Annotated in this window: 20 protein-coding genes; 13 read left to right on the top strand and 7 right to left on the bottom strand. The window is 65.2% G+C overall.

Annotated elements, in window-relative coordinates:
* Positions 1-245: 245 nt before the first annotated feature.
* Both dusA and C2I35_RS15955 read left to right on the top strand, forming a co-directional pair.
* Complete coding sequence (gene dusA / locus C2I35_RS15960) at positions 246-1,241, top strand: tRNA dihydrouridine(20/20a) synthase DusA (protein ID WP_103764045.1); 996 nt, start codon at positions 246-248, stop codon at positions 1,239-1,241.
* Positions 1,238-2,020 carry a hypothetical protein gene (locus tag C2I35_RS15955; protein ID WP_103764044.1) on the top strand — a complete coding sequence of 261 codons (783 nt, stop codon included), beginning with the start codon at positions 1,238-1,240 and terminating at the stop codon, positions 2,018-2,020. Before dusA ends, C2I35_RS15955 begins: the two co-directional genes overlap by 4 nt.
* Before the next feature lie 271 nt (positions 2,021-2,291).
* On the opposite strand, the gene C2I35_RS15950 is transcribed toward C2I35_RS15955, so the two are convergent.
* The 3 genes from C2I35_RS15950 to ccmI are packed head-to-tail and all read right to left on the bottom strand — an operon-like array spanning position 2,292 to position 4,236.
* Positions 2,292-2,528: a DUF1289 domain-containing protein gene (locus tag C2I35_RS15950; protein ID WP_103764043.1), complete on the bottom strand. Its 237-nt coding sequence runs from the start codon at positions 2,526-2,528 to the stop codon at positions 2,292-2,294.
* A complete protein-coding gene (ruvX, locus tag C2I35_RS15945) occupies positions 2,525-3,001 on the bottom strand; it encodes a Holliday junction resolvase RuvX (protein ID WP_103764042.1) in 477 nt (158 codons plus the stop codon). Before ruvX ends, C2I35_RS15950 begins: the two co-directional genes overlap by 4 nt.
* Positions 2,998-4,236, bottom strand: coding sequence for a c-type cytochrome biogenesis protein CcmI (gene ccmI, locus C2I35_RS15940; RefSeq protein WP_103764041.1), 1,239 nt, complete (start codon positions 4,234-4,236; stop codon positions 2,998-3,000). Before ccmI ends, ruvX begins: the two co-directional genes overlap by 4 nt.
* Before the next feature lie 236 nt (positions 4,237-4,472).
* Here ccmI and C2I35_RS15935 point away from each other — a divergent pair, with 236 nt between their 5' ends.
* From C2I35_RS15935 to rarD, 8 genes are all read left to right on the top strand, one after another.
* Complete coding sequence (locus tag C2I35_RS15935) at positions 4,473-5,717, top strand: sarcosine oxidase subunit beta family protein (protein WP_103764102.1); 1,245 nt, start codon at positions 4,473-4,475, stop codon at positions 5,715-5,717.
* A gap of 64 nt (positions 5,718-5,781) precedes the next feature.
* Entirely contained in the window at positions 5,782-6,120 is a 339-nt protein-coding gene (locus C2I35_RS22325) for a hypothetical protein (RefSeq protein WP_211286160.1), read from the top strand.
* Between the two features lie 219 nt (positions 6,121-6,339).
* A complete protein-coding gene (locus C2I35_RS15925; protein ID WP_103764040.1) occupies positions 6,340-6,573 on the top strand; it encodes a hypothetical protein in 234 nt (77 codons plus the stop codon).
* A 156-nt stretch (positions 6,574-6,729) separates the two neighbouring features.
* Entirely contained in the window at positions 6,730-7,059 is a 330-nt protein-coding gene (locus tag C2I35_RS15920; RefSeq protein ID WP_103764101.1) for a sarcosine oxidase subunit delta, read from the top strand.
* Positions 7,056-10,082: a sarcosine oxidase subunit alpha family protein gene (locus C2I35_RS15915; protein ID WP_103764039.1), complete on the top strand. Its 3,027-nt coding sequence runs from the start codon at positions 7,056-7,058 to the stop codon at positions 10,080-10,082. Before C2I35_RS15920 ends, C2I35_RS15915 begins: the two co-directional genes overlap by 4 nt.
* On the top strand, positions 10,075-10,644 hold the full coding sequence (locus C2I35_RS15910) for a sarcosine oxidase subunit gamma (protein WP_103764038.1): 570 nt from the start codon (positions 10,075-10,077) through the stop codon (positions 10,642-10,644). Before C2I35_RS15915 ends, C2I35_RS15910 begins: the two co-directional genes overlap by 8 nt.
* 244 nt (positions 10,645-10,888) lie before the next feature.
* Positions 10,889-11,488, top strand: coding sequence for a superoxide dismutase (locus tag C2I35_RS15905; RefSeq protein ID WP_103764037.1), 600 nt, complete (start codon positions 10,889-10,891; stop codon positions 11,486-11,488).
* 79 nt (positions 11,489-11,567) lie between these two features.
* On the top strand, positions 11,568-12,464 hold the full coding sequence (gene rarD / locus C2I35_RS15900; RefSeq protein WP_103764036.1) for an EamA family transporter RarD: 897 nt from the start codon (positions 11,568-11,570) through the stop codon (positions 12,462-12,464).
* On the opposite strand, the gene C2I35_RS15895 is transcribed toward rarD, so the two are convergent.
* A complete protein-coding gene (locus tag C2I35_RS15895; protein WP_103764035.1) occupies positions 12,425-12,976 on the bottom strand; it encodes an LOG family protein in 552 nt (183 codons plus the stop codon). The genes rarD and C2I35_RS15895 overlap by 40 nt on opposite strands.
* A 99-nt stretch (positions 12,977-13,075) precedes the next feature.
* On the opposite strand from C2I35_RS15895, the gene C2I35_RS22490 reads away from it, so the two are divergent.
* The gene (locus C2I35_RS22490; RefSeq protein WP_245890514.1) at positions 13,076-14,809 is read left to right on the top strand and encodes a LysM peptidoglycan-binding domain-containing protein; all 1,734 of its coding nucleotides are present in this window, start codon (positions 13,076-13,078) and stop codon (positions 14,807-14,809) included.
* Positions 14,810-14,921: 112 nt separating this feature from the next.
* On the opposite strand, the gene C2I35_RS15885 is transcribed toward C2I35_RS22490, so the two are convergent.
* The gene (locus tag C2I35_RS15885; protein WP_103764034.1) at positions 14,922-15,047 is read right to left on the bottom strand and encodes an entericidin A/B family lipoprotein; all 126 of its coding nucleotides are present in this window, start codon (positions 15,045-15,047) and stop codon (positions 14,922-14,924) included.
* A gap of 168 nt (positions 15,048-15,215) precedes the next feature.
* On the opposite strand from C2I35_RS15885, the gene C2I35_RS15880 reads away from it, so the two are divergent.
* Together C2I35_RS15880 and C2I35_RS15875 are read left to right on the top strand one after the other, a co-directional pair.
* Positions 15,216-17,033: an ABCB family ABC transporter ATP-binding protein/permease gene (locus tag C2I35_RS15880; protein WP_103764033.1), complete on the top strand. Its 1,818-nt coding sequence runs from the start codon at positions 15,216-15,218 to the stop codon at positions 17,031-17,033.
* 329 nt (positions 17,034-17,362) lie between these two features.
* Positions 17,363-17,578, top strand: coding sequence for a hypothetical protein (locus C2I35_RS15875; RefSeq protein WP_103764032.1), 216 nt, complete (start codon positions 17,363-17,365; stop codon positions 17,576-17,578).
* Positions 17,579-17,632: 54 nt separating this feature from the next.
* Here the strand turns inward: C2I35_RS15875 and C2I35_RS15870 are convergent, their stop codons facing one another.
* Both C2I35_RS15870 and C2I35_RS15865 read right to left on the bottom strand, forming a co-directional pair.
* The gene (locus C2I35_RS15870) at positions 17,633-21,523 is read right to left on the bottom strand and encodes an efflux RND transporter permease subunit (RefSeq protein WP_103764031.1); all 3,891 of its coding nucleotides are present in this window, start codon (positions 21,521-21,523) and stop codon (positions 17,633-17,635) included.
* On the bottom strand, positions 21,520-22,857 hold the full coding sequence (locus tag C2I35_RS15865) for an efflux RND transporter periplasmic adaptor subunit (RefSeq protein ID WP_103764030.1): 1,338 nt from the start codon (positions 22,855-22,857) through the stop codon (positions 21,520-21,522). Before C2I35_RS15865 ends, C2I35_RS15870 begins: the two co-directional genes overlap by 4 nt.
* Positions 22,858-22,988 lie beyond the last annotated feature (131 nt).

Here is a 22,988-nt window from a genome sequence, read left to right as displayed (position 1 = left end):
AACATCGAGGATCTGGTGTCGTTCCGATCTGGTCGGAAACCGGCCGAGTAGGGTAAGTTGAGACGGTTCCGAAATCGGCCAGACAGTTCGTACCTGGTGGGGCTCTGGTTCGGACGTGACGCGGGCGGCGTATGTTGCTACGCGGTAGCAAGCGATCTTGGAATATCCAGGGAAACGGAGGAAAACCTCCGGGAATCACTTGAAAACCCTGCGAGTGGCTGCAAATTGAGGTATTAGCCAAGGATATGAAATCAAAGGTAAAATACGCATCCCGGCTTGCCGTGGCACCCATGATGGACTGGACCGATCGGCACTGCCGGTTCCTGCATCGGCAACTGTCGCGGAACGCCCTGCTTTATACCGAGATGGTGACCGCGCCGGCATTGGTGCGCGGTGGGGCGTTGCATCTTTTGGACCATGCGCCCGAGGAACATCCCGTGGCTTTGCAGTTGGGCGGATCGGCGCCCGGCGAATTGGCCGAGGCGGCGCGGCTGGGGGCCGTGGCGGGATATGACGAAATAAACCTCAACGTGGGCTGCCCCAGCGACCGGGTGCAGTCGGGGACCTTCGGTGCGGTGCTGATGAAGCAGCCTGACCTGGTAGCCGATTGCTGCGCCGCGATGATCGGCGCGGTGGACACCGAGGTAACGGTAAAATGCCGGATCGGCGTGGATGACCAGGTGGCCGAGACCGTTTTGCCTGACTTTCTGACGCGGGTCAGCGCAGCGGGGGTGCGGTGCTTTACAATCCATGCGCGCAAGGCTTGGTTGCAAGGGCTAAGCCCCAAGGAAAACAGGGATATTCCGCCCTTGGACTATCCGCTTGTGGCGCGGATGAAAGAACAATTTCCGGACCTGCACATCTCGCTCAACGGCGGGGTGGAGACGCTGGACGAAGCGGTGGGCCACCTAGAGGCCGGGTTCGACGGCGTGATGCTGGGGCGCGCGGCGTATCACCGGCCCGTGGAGGTTTTGGGGGCGGCGGATCGGCGGGTCTTTGGCGACCAAGGCCCGGATCGAACGGGGGAGGATGCGGTGCATGCCATGCTGCCCTACATCGAAGACCATTTAATTTCAGGGGGTAAGCTGCACCAGATCACGCGGCACATGCTCGGGCTCTTCGCCGGTCAGCCGGGGGCGCGGGCGTGGCGGCGGGTGCTGTCGGAAAACGCCACCAAACCGGGGGCCGGAACGGCGCTGGTGGAGGAGGCGCTGGCGCAGGTGACGGGGATCGCGGCGTGACGGATTTCCTTGAGAAAGGATGGGCGCGGTACGCGTTTGATCCTTCCGTGGCGGCCTGGGCCGAGGCGGCGTTTTCCGTTGCGAAAGAGAGGGTTAAAGCGCCCGAGGAACAGCGCTGGTTGTATTGCGACGGCACGTGGTTCGTAGGGGTCGATACGCTGCCGAACGCGCCCGACGGGACCGTGGGCGAGGCCGGCCCGCTGACGGGGGACGCATGGGAGGCTGTATCGGAGCTTTATGGCCGCCTGCCGCTGCATCGGGGGCAGGTGTCGGTCATGTATCCGGGCTATCCCAGGCCAAAGGACGGCGAGGGGGACGCGGCCTTTGGCTACAGGCTGCGGCGGGACGCGGCGCATGTGGACGGGTTGCTCTTGGAAGGGCCGGACAGGCGGCGGTTTCTGAAGGAGCGGCACGCCTATATCCTGGGGTTGCCGTTGACGGAATGCGGGGCCGGGGCCAGCCCTCTAAGTGTCTGGGAAGGCAGTCATAAAGTGATGCGCACGGCCTTTGCCGAGGCCTTGCAAGGCGTGCCGCCCGAGGCGTGGGACAGGGTCGACCTGACGGATATCTACAAGGCCGCGCGTCGCGAGGTTTTCGACACCTGCGAGAGGGTTCTGCTGCCGGCGAAACCGGGGGAGGCCTATGTCGTTCACCGGCTGGCCTTGCATGGCGTGGCACCGTGGGAGGATGGCGCCGAGGCACCGGACGAGGGGCGGATGATCGTCTATTTCAGGCCCGAATGGCCGATCCTGGGGGATCAGTGGCTGACCGCGCCCTGAGAACTGGGCGACTCGAAGGTTAACACAGGGAAAACTGCAAAAAGCGTGTCGGTATCGCGTCGGTATCTCAGTGGTATCGCGACGGTGGCATGGGCCGAAAGGTGAAATGAACAGAGCGTTCGGTGCGTTTGCCGGGGCGCAATCGTTGCGGCGGTATCCTGACGGGTTGCTTTGGGTGTGACGCCGGAGCGGGGCGCGGAATTTTGCAAAATTCCGGACCGAAAAATTGCAATTTTTCGGTGCGCTGAGGGGGACCATCCGTGTGGCCCTTTCAGCCGCGCTTCAGCCGGGCGGCGCGGCCGCCACGGCGCTTGGTCAGGGTGGCGGCGCGGTCGGGCAGGTCGGCCATGACTTCGCGGCGTTCGTCGGGCGTCATCTTGGACCAGCGGCCGATCTCGTCGATGGTGCGATAACACCCCGTGCAGATCCGCGCCTCGGGATGAACGACGCAGATGCGCACGCAGGGGCTCTCGATCTCGTTGCGGTTCCAGACGGGGTTGTCGTTCATGTCTCGGCTTTCAGGTGGCGGATTCGGTCCAGCGCTCCTTGCAGGATATACGCGGCGGCGACGGCGTCGATCACCTCTGCGCGACGCTTTCGGGTCAAATCGGCCTCGATCAGTGCTCTTTCTGCCGCAACGGTGGACAGGCGCTCGTCCCAGAAGCCGATGGGCAGATCGGTGCGCGCCGCGAGGTTTCGGGCGAAAGCGCGGGTGGATTGGCAGCGCGGACCCTCGGAGCCGTCCATGTTGCGGGGCAGGCCGAGGATTACCCCGGCGGCGTTGCGGTCGGTGGCGATGGCCAGCAAACGGTCGGCATCGGCGGTGAACTTGGTGCGCTTGATGGTCTCGACCGGGTTGGCGGATGAGAGGAGCGCGTCGGAGGCGGCGACGCCGATTGTCTTTGTGCCGAGGTCGAGGCCGAGAAGGGCGCGAAAGCCGGGCAGGGCGGCGGCGAAGGCGGCGAAATCCTCGACGATCATTCGGAGAAGCCGGCCTGCTTGGCGGCGTTGGTGATGGTGTCGATCACAGTGGGGTCGTCGAAGCGGTCCTGGGCGCGGGCGATGAGGTCGCGCACCGCATCGAAATCGCCCAAGACGGCGTAGGCGTTCGAGAGGCGCACCCATTCGTCGGCGGTGCCGCCGGTCTCGTCAATGCGGGTGGCGAGGCGGTCGACCATGCCGCGGATCATGGCGGCGCGGTCCTGCGCGCTCATGTCGCCGGCAGCGTCGATGTCGCCCTGCGAGGGGCCGGGGGCGGCACCTTCGGCGGGCGGCTCGTAGCGGTTGATCCCGGCGCGCCAAGCCAGTTCCTCGATCCGGGGGCGGATCAGGGCGGTCCAGGGCGCGTCCGGCGTGCTTTCGCGCAAGAGCTTGTCCCAGGTGCGGAAGGCGATGTCGGGGCGATCGACCTGGATCATGTAGAGGCCCATGTAGTAACGCGCGCGCGGCTCCTTGGGATCGCGGGCAAGGGCCGCGCGAATGGCCTCGGCGGCCTGGGCCGAGACGTAGCCGCCGGCGGCGGACACCATCATGTCGGCCAGTTCGGCATAGTCGTCGGCGGTGGCGGCTTCGCCCTTGAGCTCGATCACGCGCGTCTTGGCCTCGGCGGCGGCGGAGAGATTGCCGAGCGCGGCCTCGTTCCGGGCCAGAAGAATGTAGCCCTGGATCTCGTCCGGGCGGCTTTCGACGGCCTCGCGCAGGCGGTTCATGAGTTCGAGATATTGCGGATCGACCTCGCCCATGTCGGGGGTGACGGGCTGGGACGCCTCGAAACGGGCCTCGGCCTCGTCCTGGGGCAGGCGATTGGCGCGGGCCGCTTCCGAGGCGGCGAGGCGGGCCGTGCGGGGCAGGTCGGTCTGACCGGGTGCGCCCATTTGCGCGTAGAGCCAGCCGGCGCCGCCGACGAGGCCGAGAAGGGCCAGCGAGGCGAACAGTTTACCCGGAAGCGCAGGTTGCGCGCCGGCCTGGCCGGTGGCCTGAAGCTGGGCATCGGCGGCGAGGATGCGGCGGGAGACCTCGGCGCGGGTGCGCTCGGCGTCCTCGGGGGTGATGACGCCGCGGGCGAGGTCGCGGTCGACCTCTTTCAACTGGTCGCGGTAGACTTGGAGGTCATAGGCGGCGGGCGGCGCGTCGCCCACGCGGCCACGCATCAGCACCTGCCCCAGGATGGCGGCGCAGATCAGGCCCAAGGCGATGGCGAGCACCCAGAATGTCATGTGATCTCCCTGTCTTCGGAGGTGATTTAACGATTGGGCGGGCAAACCGAAAGGGGCAAGTGGTCGCCCTTGGTGTCGCAGGGGCGGATCGGCGGCGGCATGTCGCAAATCAGGCCATTCGTGCCGCATGAGGTGTCGGCGTCAACGCCACATTGTTTCATACCGGGGCAATGACGCGGCGCGGGGGCGAATCCCCCGGGCCGGACCCTATCCATGCCATGAGCGAGACCCGCCTGATGAAACGTTATTCCGCCTTTGCCGTCGCGAAAGAAGCGCTGAAATATCACATGGGATGGGAGCGGGCCTGGGCCTCGCCGGAGCCCAAGAAGAAATACGACGCGATCATCATCGGCGCGGGCGGGCACGGCCTGGCGACGGCCTATTACCTGGGCAAGAACCATGGGATCCGGAACGTGGCGATCCTTGAGAAAGGCTGGCTGGGCGGGGGCAACACGGGCCGGAACACGACGATCATCCGCTCGAACTATCTGCAGGATGCGTCGGCCGCGATGTACGAGAAATCGCGCAGCCTCTATGAGACGCTGAGCCAGGATTTGAACTACAACATCATGTTCAGCCCGCGCGGCGTGATCATGCTGGCGCAGACCCAGCACGAGGTGCGGGGCTACGAGCGGACGGCGCACGCCAACGCATTGCAGGGGGTGAAGACCGAGTTCATCAGCCCCAGCCGCGTGAAAGAGCTGTGCCCGATCATCAACCTGGAGGGCCCGCGGTACCCTGTGCTGGGCGGGCTGTGGCAGGCGCGCGGCGGCACGGCGCGGCACGACGCGGTGGCCTGGGGCTATGCGCGGGCGTGTTCGGCCATGGGCATGGATGTGATCCAGAAATGCGAAGTCAACGGCATCCGCACCGAGGGCGGCAAGGTCACGGGGGTGAGCACCAACAAGGGTGACATCGCCTGCGACAAGCTGGGCATCGTGGTGGCGGGGCATTCGGGGCACCTGGCCGACATGGCCGGGTTCCGCCTGCCGATCGAATCCGTGGCGCTGCAGGCGCTGGTCAGCGAGCCGATCAAGCCCTGCATGGACGTGGTGGTGATGGCCAACACGGTGCACGGCTACATGAGCCAGTCGGACAAGGGCGAGATGGTGATCGGCGGCGGCGCGGACAATTACAACAACTACACGCAGCGGGGCAGTTTCCACCATATCGAGGAAACAGTGCGCGCGCTGATCGAGACTTTCCCGATGATTTCGCGGCTGAAGATGCTGCGGCAGTGGGGCGGGATCGTGGACATGACCGGGGATCGGTCGCCCATCCTGTCGAAGACGCCGGTGGACAACGTGTTCATCAACTGCGGCTGGGGCACCGGCGGGTTCAAGGCAATCCCGGGCTCGGGCTGGGGTTTTGCCGAGCTTATGGCGAAGGGATATTCGCCGCTGACCGACGAGTTCGGGCTGGACCGGTTCTACGAGGGTCGCTTCATCGACGAGAGCGTCGCCGCCGGGGTTGCGCACTGATGGGGAACCGCCTTGGCATATCGGGCGTTGGGGTGTCGGAATCCAAAAGGAACGGAGAACCGACATGTCCGATCATAACAACAACCATACCCCGCCGCCGCAGCAATCGGGCGGTGGAGGCGGCGGCGCAACCATGGCTTTCATCGTGGGCGGTCTTGTCGTGGCCGTGGGTCTCATCGCTTGGGTCATGTTCGGTGACAGCGGTGGCGGGGACACGGTCGGGGGCGGAGAATCGTCCGACGTCAACGTGTCGGTCGAGACCTCGGACGGGGCGGCCGATGATGTCGCTGACGCCGCGGAAGACACAGCTGACGCTGTCGAAGGCGCTGCGGACGACGTCGAAGGCGCTGCCCAAGACGTGGAAGACGCTGCCGAAAACGTCGAAGGCGAAACCCAGCAATAACGGTCGCGGGGCCGTAACCGGCGGCCTGTCTACGACCTGTTTGGATGCAGGGGCGTGTGACGCCCCTGTGTCGCTGCGTCCGCAGGTGGCGGAAAGCGGCCCATGCAATCGCGCAGAAGTTGCGGGAACCGGCCCAAACCCTGCGCGGGGTTTTGCCGGTCCTTCCGCGCAAGCTCGGACGGGCGCATGCTTGAACTCCTACCATGAGGAGTTCGAGAGATGTCTGACTACGAACGATGGCAGCAACGGCGCGGCTACGGCATGCCCGTCCATGACGCGGGCAGCGCGGGTCTCTTCTGGGTTCTCGTCGTCGTCGTCGCGCTGGGCGCGCTGGTCTTTGCCGGCTCGCTGGGCAACGGCACAGTGCCGGACCTGTCCGATGTGCCGCAAGGCTTCATCGTGCCGGACGAGCCGGCCGACGACGTGGCAAGCACGGCAGCTGTCGCAGAATAACGCGGTCCGCGCAGGCGGACGTGATCGCAACCTTATGGGCGGGTGCCACGCGGCGCCCGCCCTTGTCGTGCGTGATGCACGCGGAGTCAAAGTCGTGCGTGATGCACGCGGAATCGACGTCGTGCGGGATGCACGCAACATGGAAAGGTGGATGGCATGCTGATCCTGGAATGTCCCTATTGCGGGGTGAAGGGCGAGGAAACCGAGTTCGCGGGGGGCGGTGAAGCGCATTTGAAGCGGTTTGGGCCGGAATCCAGCGATGACGATTTTCACGCGTACCTCTTCAAGCGCGAAAACCCCAAGGGCGTGCACCTTGAGCGCTGGCGCCACACCAACGGCTGCGGCAAGTGGTTTCACGCCGCGCGCAACACGGTGACGCTGGAGGTGTACGGGACCTATTCCGCGCAGACCACCGAGCCGCCGAAGGACATCAAGGACAAGATCTCGGCCAAGGTGCCGGGCTGGAGCTGGAGAGAGTTTTCATGAGCACGCGTCTGGCGAATGGCGGGCGTCTTGTTAACAAGGCGAACGCGATGGAATTCACCTTCAACGGCAAGCGGTTGAAGGGGTACGAGGGCGACACGCTGGCGTCGGCGCTGCTGGCCAATGACCAGATGCTGGTGGGCCGGTCGTTCAAGTATCACCGGCCACGCGGGATCGTGGCGTCGGGCGGCGAAGAGCCCAATGGCCTGGTCAACATGGGCCGGGGCGAGACGTTCGAGCCGAACCAGCGGGTCACGACGACCGAGCTGTTCGACGGGCTGGAGGCGACGAGCCAGAACCACTGGCCGAGCCTTGAGTTCGACGTGGGCGCGATCAACACCAAGTTCTCGCGGTTTTTGCCGGCGGGCTTTTACTACAAGATGTTCATCCATCCGCGCCCCTTGTGGAAGCACGTCTATGAGCCGTTCATCCGCCAGTCGGCAGGTCTGGGCAAGGCGCCCAAGGACAAGGACGGCGACAAGTACGAGCATCTTTACGCGTTCTATGACGTGGTGGTGATCGGCGGCGGTGTTGCCGGGCTGATGGCGGCCCGCGCGGCGGGCGCTGCGGGCGCCAAGGTGCTGCTGATGGAGCAGACCGCCGCCTGGGGCGGACGGACGCCTGTGGATGGTCCGCTTTACAATGCGACTGTCAATGACGGGCCTGTGGATAAGTTCGTGGATGAATTGGTCGCCGAGCTGGGCGATATGCCCAATGTCGAGATGCGCCTGCGTATGATGGGCGCGGGCGTTTACGATCACGGCTACATCCTGGGGTACGAGCGGGTGAACGATCACAACCCTGGGGCACAAGGCCCGCGGCACCGTTTGTGGCGTATTCGCGCAGGCCAGATCGTGACCGCGACAGGCGCGATCGAACGCCCGCTGAGCTTTGCCGGGAACGATGTGCCCGGCGTGATGCTGGCCTCGGCGGTGCGCGATTACGTCGTAAATTATGGGGTTTCCGTCGGGGACCGTACGGTTGTCGTGACCAATAACGACGACGCCTACCTGACCGCGCTGGCGATGAAGGCGGCCGGTCTGGACGTGCCGGCGATCATCGATGCGCGGGCAGCGGGCGCGGGTGTGCTGGCCGAAAAGGCCAAGGCGGCGGGCATTCGCGTGGAAACCGGCAAGGGCATCGCAAAGGTCAAGGGCGGCAAGCGCGTGACCGGTGTGGGTATCTGTGCACAAGCCGGCGAAGGCTCGGTCCTGGAAGAGATCGCGTGCGACGCGGTTGCCATGTCCGGTGGCTGGTCGCCGGTGGTGCATTTGTGGTCGCATTGCGGTGGCAAGCTGATCTGGGACGAGCAGCAGGCGATGTTCCGGCCTGACCCGGACAAAGCCCCTACAGGGGCGGCGGGCGAGGCCTATGTCTCGACCGCCGGGACGGCCAGCGGCGAGCTGGAGTTGGGCGCGGTTCTGGCCGATGCCGAGGAGGCCGGTCGCGCGGCGGCCAAGGCCGTGGGTAAGACACCGAAGAAGGCGGAGAAACCGAAGGCGGAGGGCGTGCAGAGAAACCTCATTCAGCCGATCTGGATGATGCCGCAGGGCGCGAACGTAAAGCTGCGGATGAAGTCGTGGCTGGATTACCAGAACGACGTGAAGGTCAGCGACGTGCAACTGGCGGCGCGCGAAGGCTATGAAAGCGTCGAGCATGCCAAGCGTTATACCACGCTGGGCATGGCGACGGATCAGGGCAAGCTGAGCAATATCAACGGTCTGGCGATTCTGTCGGATGCTTTGAACCAGCCGATTCCGCAGACCGGGACGACCACGTTCCGCCCGCCCTATACGCCGATTTCCATGGCCTCGATCGCGGGCGAGGCGCGGGGCGAGATATTCCAGCCGCTGCGCAAGACGCCGATGCATGACTGGCACGAGGCGAACGGTGCCTATTGGGAGCCGGTGGGCCATTGGCGGCGTCCCTACACGTTCCGCCAGAGCCCGGGCGAGGAGATCGGTGCCGCGGTGAAGCGCGAGATCAACCAGACGCGCGGGAGCCTTGGGCTGCTGGATGCGTCCACGCTGGGCAAGCTGATCGTGAAGGGGCCGGATGCGGGGAAATTCCTCGATATGCTGTATACCAACATGATGAGCACGCTGAAGCCGGGGCGCTGCCGCTATGGCCTGATGTGCAACGAGAACGGATTCCTGATGGATGACGGCGTGGTCGCGCGGCTGGATGAGGACACGTTCCTGTGCCACACCACCACGGGCGGCGCGGACAGCATCCATGCGCATATGGAAGAGTGGTTGCAGACCGAGTGGTGGGACTGGAAAGTCTATGTCGCCAACGTGACCGAGCAATATGCGCAGATCGGCGTCGTCGGCCCGAAAGCCCGCAAGACGCTGGAGAAGCTGACCGATGTGGACCTGAGCGCCGAGGCGCTGCCGTTCATGGCGTGGCAGGACGTCGACTTTGGTGATGCGAAGGCGCGGGTGTTCCGCATCTCGTTCTCGGGCGAGCTGTCCTACGAGATCGCCGTGCCCGCCAGCCAGGGCCGGGCGTTCTGGGATCAGCTGCTGGAGGCCGGCAAGGAGTTCGGCGTGATGCCTTATGGCACCGAAGGGCTGCACGTGATGCGGGCCGAGAAGGGGTTCATCATGATCGGGGACGAGACGGATGGCACGGTGATTCCGCAGGACCTTGGCATGCAGTGGGCCATCTCGAAGAAGAAGGACGACTATATCGGCAAGCGGGCGCAACAGCGCAGTCATATGGCCGACCCCGAGCGATGGCAGTTGGTGGGCTTGCAGACGGTGGACGGATCGGTCCTGCCCGATGGCGCCTATTGCGTGGCCGAGGGCGACAACGCCAACGGGCAGCGCAACGTGCAGGGGCGGGTGACCTCGACCTATTATTCGCCGACGCTGGATCGTGGCATTGCCATGGGCCTGGTGAAACACGGGACCGAGCGGATGGACGAGGTGATCGAGTTCGCCAAGGTCGACGGCACCACGGTGCCCACCCGGATCGTCAGCGCGGTCTTTTACGACCCTGAAGGGGAGAAGCAGAATGTCTAATGCTATCAGTGCTTTGCAAGGCGCAGTTTATCAAGGCTACGTCGAGGTCCGCGAGATGGGCCTGGTGGGCATGATCACGCTGCGCGGGGATCTGTCCTCGGCCAAGATGAAGAAGGCCGTCAAGGAGGCCTGCGGCGTGGACCTGCCGGGGCAGCGCGAGATCGCGGTGTCGGGCGACAAGGGCGCGGCGTGGATGTCGCCGGACGAGTTGCTGCTGATGGTGCCCTATGAGGGCGTCGCGGACGCGCTGGCGGTAGTCGAGAAGGCGCTGAGCGGCGAGCACTTCCTGGCCGTGAACGTGTCGGACGCGCGGGCCGTGTTCCAGCTGAAGGGCAAAGCGGCGCGCGAGATCATCGCCAAGCTGTGCCCGGTGGACATGACACCCGGCGCGTTCGAGCCGGGTATGATCCGGCGGACGCGCATGGCGCAGATCGCGGCGGCGTTCTGGATGCAGGATGCCGATACGATCCGGGTGGTCTGCTTCCGGTCGGTGGCGGAGTATGCGTTCAACCTGCTCAAGGATGCGGCGGAGCCGGGCGGCGAGACGGGGCTTTTCGCGTAAGCGGTCACGCGTCCCGGGTGACGGGGCGCGTGGGGTTTCCGAGGTTCGGTTTCGTGGGTTTAAAACCCACCCTACGCAGACTGCGCGTTCGCCATTCTGCGGTCTGGCACGTGCGCGGCGTGTGCATTTCTGCGCCGACGCACAGCCCATCCGCAGGGCAGGAACAAAACAACAGCCTTGACGTTGATCCCCTAACGCTACCATGTAGTCGCGAAATATCACCTCAAAGAAAAGGGGGCCCGAAATGGCTTTTGAACTTCCCGACCTTCCTTACGCACATGACGCGCTTGCCGGCAAAGGCATGTCGAAGGAGACGCTGGAATACCACCACGACATTCACCACAACGCCTATGTCAACAACGGCAACAAGGCGATCGAGGGAACCGAGTGGGACGGCAAGTCCATGGAAGAGATCATCAAGGGCACCTATGATCCCAAGGCCGTGGCGCAGTCGGGCATCTTCAACAACATCAGCCAGCTGTGGAATCACAACCAGTTCTGGGAAATGATGACCCCGAACGACAGCAAGATGCCGGGTGAGCTTGAGAAGGCGATCAACGACAGCTTTGGCTCGGTCGACAAGTTCAAGGACGAGTTCAAGGCCGCCGGTGGCGGTCAGTTCGGCTCGGGCTGGGCGTGGCTGGTCAAGGACACCGACGGCAGCCTGAAGGTCACCAAGACCGAGAACGGCGTGAACCCCGTGTGCTTCAATCAGACCGCGCTGCTGGGCTGTGATGTGTGGGAGCATTCCTACTACATCGACTTCCGCAACAAGCGCCCCGATTACCTGGCGAACTTCCTCGACAACCTCGTCAATTGGGAAAACGTCGCAAGCCGCATGTAAAGCGCGGGCGACAAATGAAGTATCCTGATTTTAGCCCCCGGCCAGACGGCCGGGGGTTTTCTCGTCGGAGCCATCCCGCATGACCGAAACCGCCAAGGGCGTCGCCGCCATCATCCTGGCCTGCATGATCTGGGGGCTGTCGGGCTTGTTCTACAAGTTGCTGGCCGGGTTGCCGGTGCTGGACGTGCTGGCGCATCGCACGATCTGGGGCGCGGTTTTCTTCTTGTTGATCCTGAGCGCGCAGGGCCGGGTGGCGGTGCCGTTTCGGGCGTTGCGTTCGGGGCGCACTCTGCGTGTGCTGGCGGCGGCGTCGCTGCTGATCGGGTTCAACTGGATGCTGTTCGTCTGGGCCATCAAATCGGACCAGGCGCTGGAGGCCTCGCTGGGTTATTACATCTTCCCGCTGGTCGTGGTGCTGTTCGGGCTGATGTTCTTTGGCGAACGGCTGGGCCGGGGCGAGACGCTGGCGGTGCTTCTGGCGGCGCTGGCGGTGATCGTGCTGACGGCCGGGCTTGGCGTGGCGCCGTGGATCTCGTTGGGCATCGCGCTGAGCTTCGGGGCCTATGGCGCGGTGAAGAAGCGGCTGGACATGGGGCCGGTGGTGTCAGTCACGGCGGAGTCGCTGTTGCTGGTGGCCCCGGCGCTGGCATGGCTGGCGTGGTCGGCAGCACAGAGCGGGGCGGTGATGGGCGGGTCATTGCCGCTGGCGCTGACACTGATGCTGGCGGGGCCGATGACGGCGACGCCGCTGATCCTGTTCAGCTATGGCGCGCGGCGCATCGACCTGGCGAGCGTGGGCGTGCTGTCCTACCTCAATCCCAGCCTGCAATTCGCCGTGGCGGTCGTGATATTCGCCGAGCCTTTCACAGGCTGGCACATGATTGCCTTTGCCATGATCTGGGCCGCACTGGCGCTTTACAGCCTGGCGCGCTGGCGTTACCGGCCCGTCGCGCCGAGGCCGTTCATCAGGTCCTGAACCGTGTCGACGACGTTCGTGTAGTCGCGCAGGGAGGCGTCGGCGAAACCCTCGTCGATGACATGGTCGATAAGTTGGATGAGCTTTGTCCAGTAGCTTTCTGTATTCAGTAGAAAAACCGGCTTTTCATGCAGGCCGATCTGGCGCCAGGTGAGAACCTCGAAATACTCGTCCAATGACCCTGCGCCGCCCGGCAGGACCACCACCGCGTCGCAGTTCATGAACATGACTTTCTTGCGCTCGTGCATGGTCTCGGTGACGATATAGCGGGTGAGGTCGGTCTTGCCGACTTCCCATTTCACCAAGTGATCGGGGATGACGCCGAAGGTTTCGCCCCCCGCCGCCTGGGCCGCGCGCGCCACGGCGCCCATCAGGCCCACGTCGCCCGCGCCGTAGACCAGCCGCATATCATGGTTCGCAAGTGCGGTGCCGAGGTCCGTGGCGGCGGCCTCGTAGGCCGAGCTGCGTCCCTTGCGTGAGCCACAAAAGACACAGACGGAACGCTTGGACATGAAATCACCAAAGGCTGAAGGGGCTTGTTTTGACCGTTCTAGCCCGTGTTGCTAAACTCTCGCAACCGCAGAGCTGTCGCGCGGTTGGGGGAAATGTACATGAGCAAGCTGTCTGGCATGACAGGGGGGCAAGGGATCTGGATCGCCGGGGCGGTCGGAGCGGCGGTCGTCGTGGGTGGGTTGATCGCGGCCGGGATGTTCGGCCCGGACGAGGATGCGCCGCAGCCGGCGGGCCTGAGCGCGCCCGAGGCGCAGCCCGACGGCCAGAGCGGCGAGACCGCAGAGGCCGCGCCGGAGACTGAGGCGGAACAGGTGACGACCGACGCTGGCGACGCAGAAAGCGAAGCGGTCACGGAAAAGGCCGAGACCCAACCCACTGAACCCGCACCCGAGATGCCGGGGCCGCCGAAGGTCAACACCTTTCGGCTGGACCCGGATGGCCAGATGCTGGTGGCCGGGCGGGCCGAGCCGGGCTGGGAGACCTCGATCCGGCTGGACCGCGATGTGCTGCGCAGTTTCGTGCCCGAGGGCAACGGCGAGTTCGTGGAGTTCGTGACGGTTGATCCGAGCGAGGAGCCGCGTGTTCTGTCGCTGAGCATGCGTTCGCCCGAGACCGGCGAAGACGTTGAAAGCGAAGGGCAAATCATCATCGCACCGCTGCGCGCGGCAAAGCAGCCGGACGCGGCGGCGCCCGAGCCGACGTCGGGGGACACGGTCGCGGCGCTGGAGGCGCCGGCGTCGGGTGGTGCGGAAGACGTGAGCCTCGACGAAGAGGGGCAGCCCGCCGGTCCGACCGATACCGCGACGACGCAGGCAACGGAGTCGGACGAGACCGTTCAGCCGGCAGCGACAGTGGCGGAGGCCGCGTCGGAGGAGACGGCGCCCGGACTCGAGACGGCGATGTTGTCGGATCCGGCAGCACCCGAAGGTGACGGTGGGACGCCGGAGGCGGCACCGGAGAGCGAGGCCGGGGACGGCACCGATGCGGTGCAGTCCGGGACGGTGCCCGAGACGGCGGCGGACAGTGCAGCTGGGGCAGGAACCAGGTCTGCCACCGCGACCGAAGGCGATGAGACGGCGACGACGGGCGAGACTGGAGCTGAGCGAGCGGGGGCCACCGGGAGCGAAGGCGATGACACGGCGACGACCGCGACGGCGGGCGAGGCCGGGACCGGGCAGGACGGAACCGGGCAGGGCGACGACACCGCCAACGGCGCGCAGTCCGTCAACAGCCCTGTCCGCGCCGGCACTGACGCGGACGAAAGCCGCGATCCCGCCCCGGGGGCGGCGGTGCTGATGTCCGACGCGGACGGCGTGCGGGTGATCCAGCCCGCGCCGGGAGACGCCAGCCCGGAGGTGATGTCTATCGTGGCGCTGGACGCGATCAGCTATTCGGACAGCGGCAAAGTGGAATTGTCGGGCCGGGGCACCAGCGACGGGTTCGTGCGCGTCTACCTGGACAACAAGCCGGTCACGACCTCGCGGATCGAGGCGGATGGAAGCTGGGGCACGGACCTGCCGGAGGTGGATACCGGCGTCTATACCCTGCGGATCGACGAGGTGGATGCGGAGGGCAATGTCACCAGCCGGGTCGAGACGCCCTTCAAGCGCGAGGACGAGACGCTGCTGGCCGAGGCCACCCAGGCGGGCAAGCTGGTGCAGGCGGTGACGGTGCAGCCGGGCTATACGCTGTGGGGGATTTCGCGGCGCAATTACGGCGAGGGGATCGAGTATGTGCGCATTTTCGAGGCCAATCGCGACCGGATCCGCGACCCCGACCTGATTTACCCGGGGCAGGTGTTTTCCATCCCCGACCAGGTGGTGGCGGAATAGCCCGGGCAAAGGAAAACCCCGACGCGGGATGCGCCGGGGCCTTGTAACTTTCCTTGGCAAGCGCCGTGATCAATGTTGGATCGGGGGATCACGCCGCCGCTCGAAAGAGGGCTCAATCGTTTTCTTCGGCCTCTTCCTCGATATCGTTACCGAGGTTGGACAGGTCGCGCCCGAACCCTTCGGTCGTCTCGCATGCGGCGAGGGCGAAAAGGGCGGTAAGTGCTGCGATGAAACGCATGTCTTTCTCCTGTTAGTCAGGCCCGTTGCCTGCTCTTACGCGGGTAACTCTGGCAGGGCGGGATTGGTTCCAAAGCAAACCCGGAAAACTGCGACACAACTGTGCGGTGGTGCGTCTGGCCTTGGCGGCGGGCTTGGCCTATGTCACCGGAGGGATGAAGGAGATCAGATGCGGCGCAGACCCACGACAGCGACGGAAATGCCGGAAAACGGCCTGCAAGTGATCCGGCGGGTGGCGCCATACCTGTGGCCGGAGGGACAGACCTGGGCCAAGCGCAAGGTGGTGCTGGCGATGATCGCGCTGGTGCTGGCCAAGGTCGTGGCCGTGGGGACGCCGTTTTTCTACAAGGCGGCGGTGGATCAGCTGGCCGGGGAAGGCCAGGAGGCGGCGTGGATGCTGGGCGCGGGCGCGATCGGGCTGACAGTGGCCTATGGCATGGCGCGGCTGATGAACGTCGGCTTCCAGCAGTTGCGCGACGCGATCTTTGCGCCCGTGGCGCAGCGGGGTCTGCGACGGCTGGCGCTGGAGACGTTTCAGCACATTCACCACATGTCGATGCGCTTTCACATGACGCGCAAGACCGGGGGGCTGAGTCGGATCATCGAGCGGGGCGTGAAAAGCGTGGAGTTCCTGCTGCGCTTTCTGCTCTTTTCCGTCGGGCCGCTGATCCTGGAACTTCTGATGATCGGCGTGGTGCTGTGGACGCTGTTCGATTTCTCGTACCTTGCCGTGGTGGTGGGGGTGATCGCGGCCTACACGGTGTTCACGTTCAAGGTGACGGAATGGCGGGTGAAGCTGCGCCGCCGGATGAACGAGCAGGACACCGACGCCAACCAGAAGGCGATCGACAGCCTGCTGAATTTCGAGACGGTGAAATATTTCGGCGCCGAAGGGCGCGAGGCGGCGCGGTATGACCGGGCGATGGAAGGCTACGAGACGGCGGCGCTGCAGACATCGTATTCGCTGGCCTTTCTGAATGTCGGGCAAAGCTTTTTGATCACCGGCGGGCTGGTGGCGGTGATGGTGATGGCAGCAATGGGCGTGCAGAGCGGCGCGTTGACGGTGGGCGATTTCGTGATGGTCAACGCCTACATGATACAGATCACCATGCCGCTGAACTTTCTGGGCACCGTGTACCGCGAGATTCGCCAGAGCCTGGTCGATATGGCGGAAATGTTCGATTTGCTAGAGAAAAACCCGGATGTGACCGACGATAAGGATGCAAAAGGTCTGGAAATTGAAGGTGGGTCGGTGCGGTTTCGGGACGTTTCCTTTGGGTATGACCCCGAGCGACCGATCCTGCACGGTATTTCGCTGACCGTGGCGGCGGGCGAGACCGTGGCGCTGGTGGGCCCGTCGGGGTCGGGCAAGTCCACCATCGGGCGGCTGCTGTTCCGGTTCTACGACGTGAGCGGCGGGGCGCTGGAAATCGACGGGCAGGACGTGCGCGGTGTGACGCAGGAGAGCCTGCACGCGGCCATCGGCGTGGTGCCGCAGGACACGGTGCTTTTCAACGACACGATCGGGTACAACATCGGCTATGGCCGCGACGGAGCCACTCAAGGCGAGATCGAGGCGGCGGCGAAGGCGGCGCAGATCCACGAGTTTATCGAGGGCTTGCACAAGGGGTATGACACGCAGGTGGGGGAGCGCGGGCTGAAACTGTCGGGTGGCGAGAAGCAGCGCGTGGGTATCGCGCGTACGCTGTTGAAGGACCCGCCGATCCTGCTGCTGGACGAGGCCACGTCTGCGCTGGACACCGAGACCGAGCGCGAGATCCAGGATGCGCTGCGCCGGGCGGGCGAGGGCCGCACGGTGATCACCATCGCGCACCGTTTGTCGACGGTGGCCGATGCGGACCGGATCGTGGTTCTTGAAGACGGGCGGATCGTCGAGGAAGGCACCCATGCCGATCTGCTGGCGCGGGAGGGGCGCTATGCTGGCCTGTGGGCGCGGCAGGCCAGCGAGCGGGAGCGGGCGGCCTGAGGCCGGTTATGACCCCTTGGAGTTGATAAACCATGGTTCGGGGGGATTGGCCCGGCGTTGCTACCGGGCCGGTGAGACACGGCGCTAACGCTGAAACGGCCGGTCCAAGGTTTCAAAACCTTGGGGCGCACCTGCGCTATCTTGGAAATTTTTCCATTTTTCTCAAAGCGTTGACTTTGTCTTATTGATACGTCGCTTCACGCGGCTAATTTGCTCTTCACGTGGTTGGGGGACTGCGTTAGAGCGAGGCTTCTTGGCTCCTGTTTACAAGTTTCTTCTGGTTTTGGTGCGAAAGACCGACGCCAACGACGCGCAAAGCAAGAGGCGACATGTACCACGGGACAATTCTGTATTTTTCAGACGATGGAAGTGTCGCGCATATCTGGTGCGCGAAGGCCGGCAATCCCCTGGTCCGGGCGCGTGAGGCCGATTTTCCCGAGCTTTGGCCGGGGCTGCAGGTTGGCACGAATGTGGTCTTTCACGGCAAGACCGGGGACAGACAATGGGTCGTGACACTCGACCTGGCGCCGGACGGCGACGCGTGAGCGCCGGGCACGAGGGACGCGGGGCGCGTGGGGTATCACCGACCCTACGCGGGCCTACTCGGCGGCGCGGAGGGATTTTTCTGTGGGCGGGGTGTCGTCATCCTCGTGGGCGCTGTCGGGGATGGTTTCGGTCCAGATGATCTCGGGCGCGCGGACGCGGCCGGCCTGACGCGACAGTGCCCAGTCGTGGGCGGCGCGGCTGGTGCGGCCGAAGGACAGCTTGGCCAGAAGCTGCGCCCCCCAGAGGACATAGGTCGTGGCCCAGATGCGCAGCGCCAGCATGGAGGGCGTAAAGACGAGCGTCAGAACGGTGGCGATGCCGAGGCCGAAGACGACCGCGGTGGCGAGTTGCTTCCACCACAGCGCGGTGGGACTGTTGAAGGTGTAGCCGCCGCCGAAGAAATCGAGGCTGAGGCCGAACATCATCGGTGCAAGGCCCGCCATCGTGGTGATGGTGGTCAGCAGGACGGGGCGGATGCGCGCCTCGGCCGTGCGCGTGATTGCCTCGATCCGCGGCATGTAGCGGGAATATTCCTGGTAGGTGTCGATCAGCACGATGTTGTTGTTCACCACGATGCCCGCGAGCGCCACGATGCCGGTGCCGGTCATGATGATCGAAAACGGCTGGTTCATTACCAGCATCCCGATGAGGACGCCGGTGGTGGACAGGATCACCGCCAGCAGCACGAGGACGGCGTTGTAGACCGAGTTGAACTGCGCCAGCAGGATGATGAACATCAGCCCGAGCGCCCCGAGAAAGGCCTGTTGCAGGAAGGCGCCGGATTCTTCCTGGTCCTCGGCGTCGCCAGTCCATTCATACGATATGCTGCGCGGAATGTCCGATGAGTCCAGCCATTCGGTCAGGGTTGCAATCCGCTCGTTGGCGGTGAGGGGGACTTGCGTTTCCTCGCCGTTCTCGCCGGTCGTCGTCACGGTCAGGCCGTCCACCACGGCGGCCTTGACGTCGAAATAGCGGGTCTGGTCGACGCGGTCGATCTGGGCCAGTTTCGGCACAGGCCGGCGGGTGATGAAGTTCGACAGCGGCACGAGACCGTCATTGGTGCGGACCTTGAGCGTGTCGAGGGTGGACAGCACGCGGTCCTCGGCGGGCAGGCGGACGCGGATGTCGATTTCCTCGTCCGAGGAGGGCACGCGCATGGTGTCGAGCAGGATGCCGCGCGTCACCAGCTGGACCATCGCGCCCACGGTGGCGACGTCCGCGCCGAAGCGGCCGGCCTTTTCCACGTCGACGTCGATCTGCCAGTCGATGCCGGGCAGGGGGAGCGTATCCTCGATCAGTTCGAGCCCGCGGGTCTCTTCGAATTTTTCGCGGGCACGGGCGGTGAAAGCCTGAAGCTCTTCCCAGTTGTCGCCCTTGAGGCGCAGGTGCACGGGCTTGGCCGAGGCGGGGCCCTGTTCCAGCGACAGGATCTCGACCTTCATGCCGGGGATCTGTTCCAGCTGCGCGGTCAGCTGGTCGATGGTGCGTTCGCCGCCGGCCGTGGGGTCGTTGACGCGGCGCTGCACATCGTAGTCGAGGAAAGGGATGGTGAACCACGTCTCGTAAGTGGTCGGGCGGTCCTCCCACTTGACCAGCTCGAACTGGACCTGGCCGATCGTGTCGAGTGGGGGCTGCGCGCCACCGGTGTTGTTGTTGAGCCCGCCATCGCCGGCAAAGGAGAAGGCGCTGAGCACGTTGGGATGTTGCAACACGACCTCTTCGGCCTCGCGGACCAGGGCGTCTTTCTGCCCGATCGAGAGGTTGCCGCGGGCGCGGACATAGACGATGGCGTTCTCGGGCTCTGATTCCACGAAGAACTCGGTGCCGTTGTTGTTGTTGACGTAATACATCAGCACCGAGCCGACGAAGACGAAGATGGCGCAGAAGGCCACAAGCGGCATGATCGGGTTGGCGGCGATGGAATGGATGATCCACCCGAAGGGCGAGCGGCGATAGCCTGCGTCGATCCGCTGGGCGCGGTGCAGGCGGGTGTATTGCCGGATCGCGATGGCGGCGAAGACGATGAGCGCGAGGACGATGGCGGCGGCCCAGTCCAGCCCCAAGCCCCATGCGACGCCGATGGCCGCAGCCGCGAAGATCAGGCCACGGGCCACCGGGAAGGGCAGCTTGCGCGCCTGCCAGGTGTCGAGGCTGTCCCACAGGAGCGACAGGCGGCGGAAGAGCGCCAGCACGCACAGAAGCGCGGTCAGCGCGCCGGCGAGGGCCACGCCGCCCGCGATGACCATGCCGAGCCCGAGGCCGAAGGCGGTGAGCAGCGACGGGATGACCGAGCCGAGGATATCGCCGCCGTCCATGCCCGCAAACCGCGCGCCGGCCTGGACGGCCAGCGGCGGTATGGCCTGCCCGGCCAGCAGCAGACCGCCGACCGCCAGCACGGCCAGTGCGATATGCAGGTACCAGCGGGTGGTGGCGATGGATTCGATCCGCTGGGTGAACCAGCGCTCGATGCGGCCCGTGACGCCGCCCATGACGGGCAGGTAGACGAGCGCCACCAGCAGCGAGGCCGACAGCACGAAGATGAGCGTGACGGGCAGCATCATCATGAACTGTCCCGGCACGCCGGGCCAGAAGAGCATCGGCAGGAAGGCGCAGAGCGTGGTGGCGGTGGAACTGACCACCGGCCAGAACATGCGCTTGGCGGCGGCCACGTAGGCGTGCATCGGGCCTTCGCCCTCGGCGATCTGCTTGTCGGCGTATTCGACCACCACGATGGCGCCGTCCACCAGCATCCCCACGGCGAGGATCAGGCCGAACATGACGATGTTCGAGACCGGCACGCCCATCACGGCCAAGAGCGCGAAGCACAGCAGGAACGAGGTGGGGATGGCGAAGCCCACCAGCAGGGCGGGGCGGATGCCCAAGGCCGCCAGCGTGACGATCATCACCAGCGCGATGGCGGTCAGCACCGAGCCTTCGAGTTGCGAGACCATCGAGGCGATGATGCGGGATTGGTCGTTGGAGCTGTCGACCTGTACCGCGACCTGAAGTTCGGACGGCCAGTTGTTCTCGGCCTCGGCCACGACCTCGCGCACCAGCGCGGCCGTGTCGATGATGTTGAAGCCCTTGCGCTTGACCACCTGCAGGGCGATCGCCGTCTCGCCGTTGAAGCGCGCGGTGCCGACGCGGTCCTCGAAGGTGAGGTTGATGCGGGCCAGATCCCCCAGCGTGACCACGCGGTCCCCATTGGTCTTGATCGGCAGGTCGTAGATGTCGCCGGTGTCGTCGAAGGACGAGGGGATCTTGACCGAGAAGGCGCCCTGCGCGCTGTCGACCTCGCCCGCCGCGATCAGCTGGTTGTTGTTCTGGACGACGGTCAGCAGCTCGTTGGCGGTGACGTTGTAGGCCTCGAGCCGCAGAGGGTCGATGACCACCTCGACCATCTCGTCGCGGTTGCCGGCGATGCCGGCCTCGAGCACGGGTTCCAGCCCTTCGAGCCGGTCCTGCAGGTCCTTGGCGATGCGGGCCAGAGTGCGTTCGGGCACGGGGCCGGAAAGCGACACGATGATGATGGGAAACTCGGAGAAGTTGATCTCGTTGATCGTGTACTGCTCGGCGCCTTCGGGAAAGTCGGCCTCGGCGGCGTTCATGGCGTCGCGCACGTCGGCCATGATCTGGGACTTGTCCCAGCCGAACTCGAACTCCAGCGCCACGCCGGCATAGTTTTCGCCCGCCGTGCCGGTCATTTCCTTCAAGCCATCAAGATCGGAAAGCTCTGTTTCCATGGGCTTGACGAGCAGTTTCTCGGAATCCTCGGCCGAGATGCCGGGGAAGTTCACCGACACGAAGAGCGCCGGGATCTCGATATCCGGCTCGCCTTCCTTGGGCAGGGAGATATAGGCGGTGGTGCCTGCGACGATCGACAGGATGATGAAGGCGATCACCATCCGGGCGCGTTGCGAGGCCCAGTCGACGATGCCCGTCATTGGATCGTCTCCCTGTAGGTGGGTTCGACGGGCACGCCGTCGGCCACGAATTCCTGACCGATGATGATGACGTTCTCGGTGTCGGCGAGGCCGGTGACGAAAACGCCCGTGGGGCTGTCGCGCAGCAGGGTCACGGGCTTGAACTGTGCCGTCTTGTCGGGGGTCACGATGCGGACCCCGAGCGCGCCGTCATCGTCGAGCGTGAGGGCGGATTGCGGCAGAAGATGCGCTTGCAGCCCTTCGGAGTCGATGTTGATCTCGGCGGTCTGGCCGTCGCGCAGGGCGAGATCCTCGTTCGGGACGCGGATGTCGACGCGGAAGGTGCGGGTGGTGGGATCGGCGGCGCGGGAGATGAAGGTGACCTCGCCTTCGACGGTGCCGCCAGAGGCGAGCCGCGCGGTGGCGGGCGCGCCGAGGGAGACCTTGGCGATCTCGGTTTCGGGGATGAAGCCCACCAGCATGATCGGATCGAGCTGGATTACCGTGGCGCAGAGCGTGCCGGCCTGAAGGAAGCTGCCAAGCTCGGCTGTATCCGATTCCAGCAGGCCCGAGAAGGGCGCCTTGATGGTCAGCCGGTCGATATCCTTGCGGGCCGAGGCCACGGCGGCCTCGGCGCTTTGTACGCCCGAGCGTGCCGCCTCGATGCCCGCGGCGGCGGTTTCCTCGCCCGATTGGGCGGCCTTGAGCGCGGCCTCGGCGCTGGTGATCTGGGCCTTGGCGCCTTCGACGGCGGCGCGGGTTTGCGCGACGCGGGTCTGCGAGGCGAAGCCGTCGGTCGAGAGTGTTTCAGCGGCGTTGGCATTGATCTCGGCCTCGTTGAGCACGGCGCGGGCCTCGACCAGGCGGGCGCGGCTCTCCTGGATGCGGGCCTCGGCCTCGGGCACGGCGGCCTCGGCCTCGGGGATCCGTGACTTGGCCTCGGCCAGGCGGGCCAGCGCCTCGGCCAGGTTGGCCTCGCGCGTGCCGGGGTCCAATTGGCAGAGGGTTTGGCCCTGTTCGACGAAGGCGCCCTTGCGGATCGGGTCCGAGACGATCTGTCCGGCGGTTTCGGCGCGCAGCTCGACCTGGCGGTCGGCCTCGGTCTGGCCCCTTACTGTGACGGCGCTGTCGATGGTGCGGGCGGTGGATTTCAGGGCCACGACGCCGACGGTGCCGTCGCGTTCTTGCCCGGTTTCGGTCAGACGGTCGCCCGCTTCGGTCTCTTGCGCGACCGCCGGAGCCGGCTGGGAGTCCTCGACCGGGGCGAGCAGGGCGGACATGCGGTCACGCTCCATCACGAGGGCATAGATTGCCGCGCTGACGAGGATGGCGGCGAGGATGGGGAAAAGTCGCATGAAAAGGCTTTCCGGACGTTGTCTAATTTAGTTTACAGGGACGTGACCTGGGAGGCCATGCATCTTTGTGGTGTAATACGCTGAACTATCCGGTTCAGATTAGTCCTTTTGCGCGAACTGTTCAACCCGCC

The sequence above is a fragment of the Roseovarius confluentis genome, assembly GCF_002917925.1.
Classification (GTDB): Bacteria; Pseudomonadota; Alphaproteobacteria; order Rhodobacterales; family Rhodobacteraceae; genus Roseovarius; species Roseovarius confluentis.
Note: the sequence above shows the minus strand (reverse complement) of the source record. Positions and strands in the feature narration are given on the sequence as shown.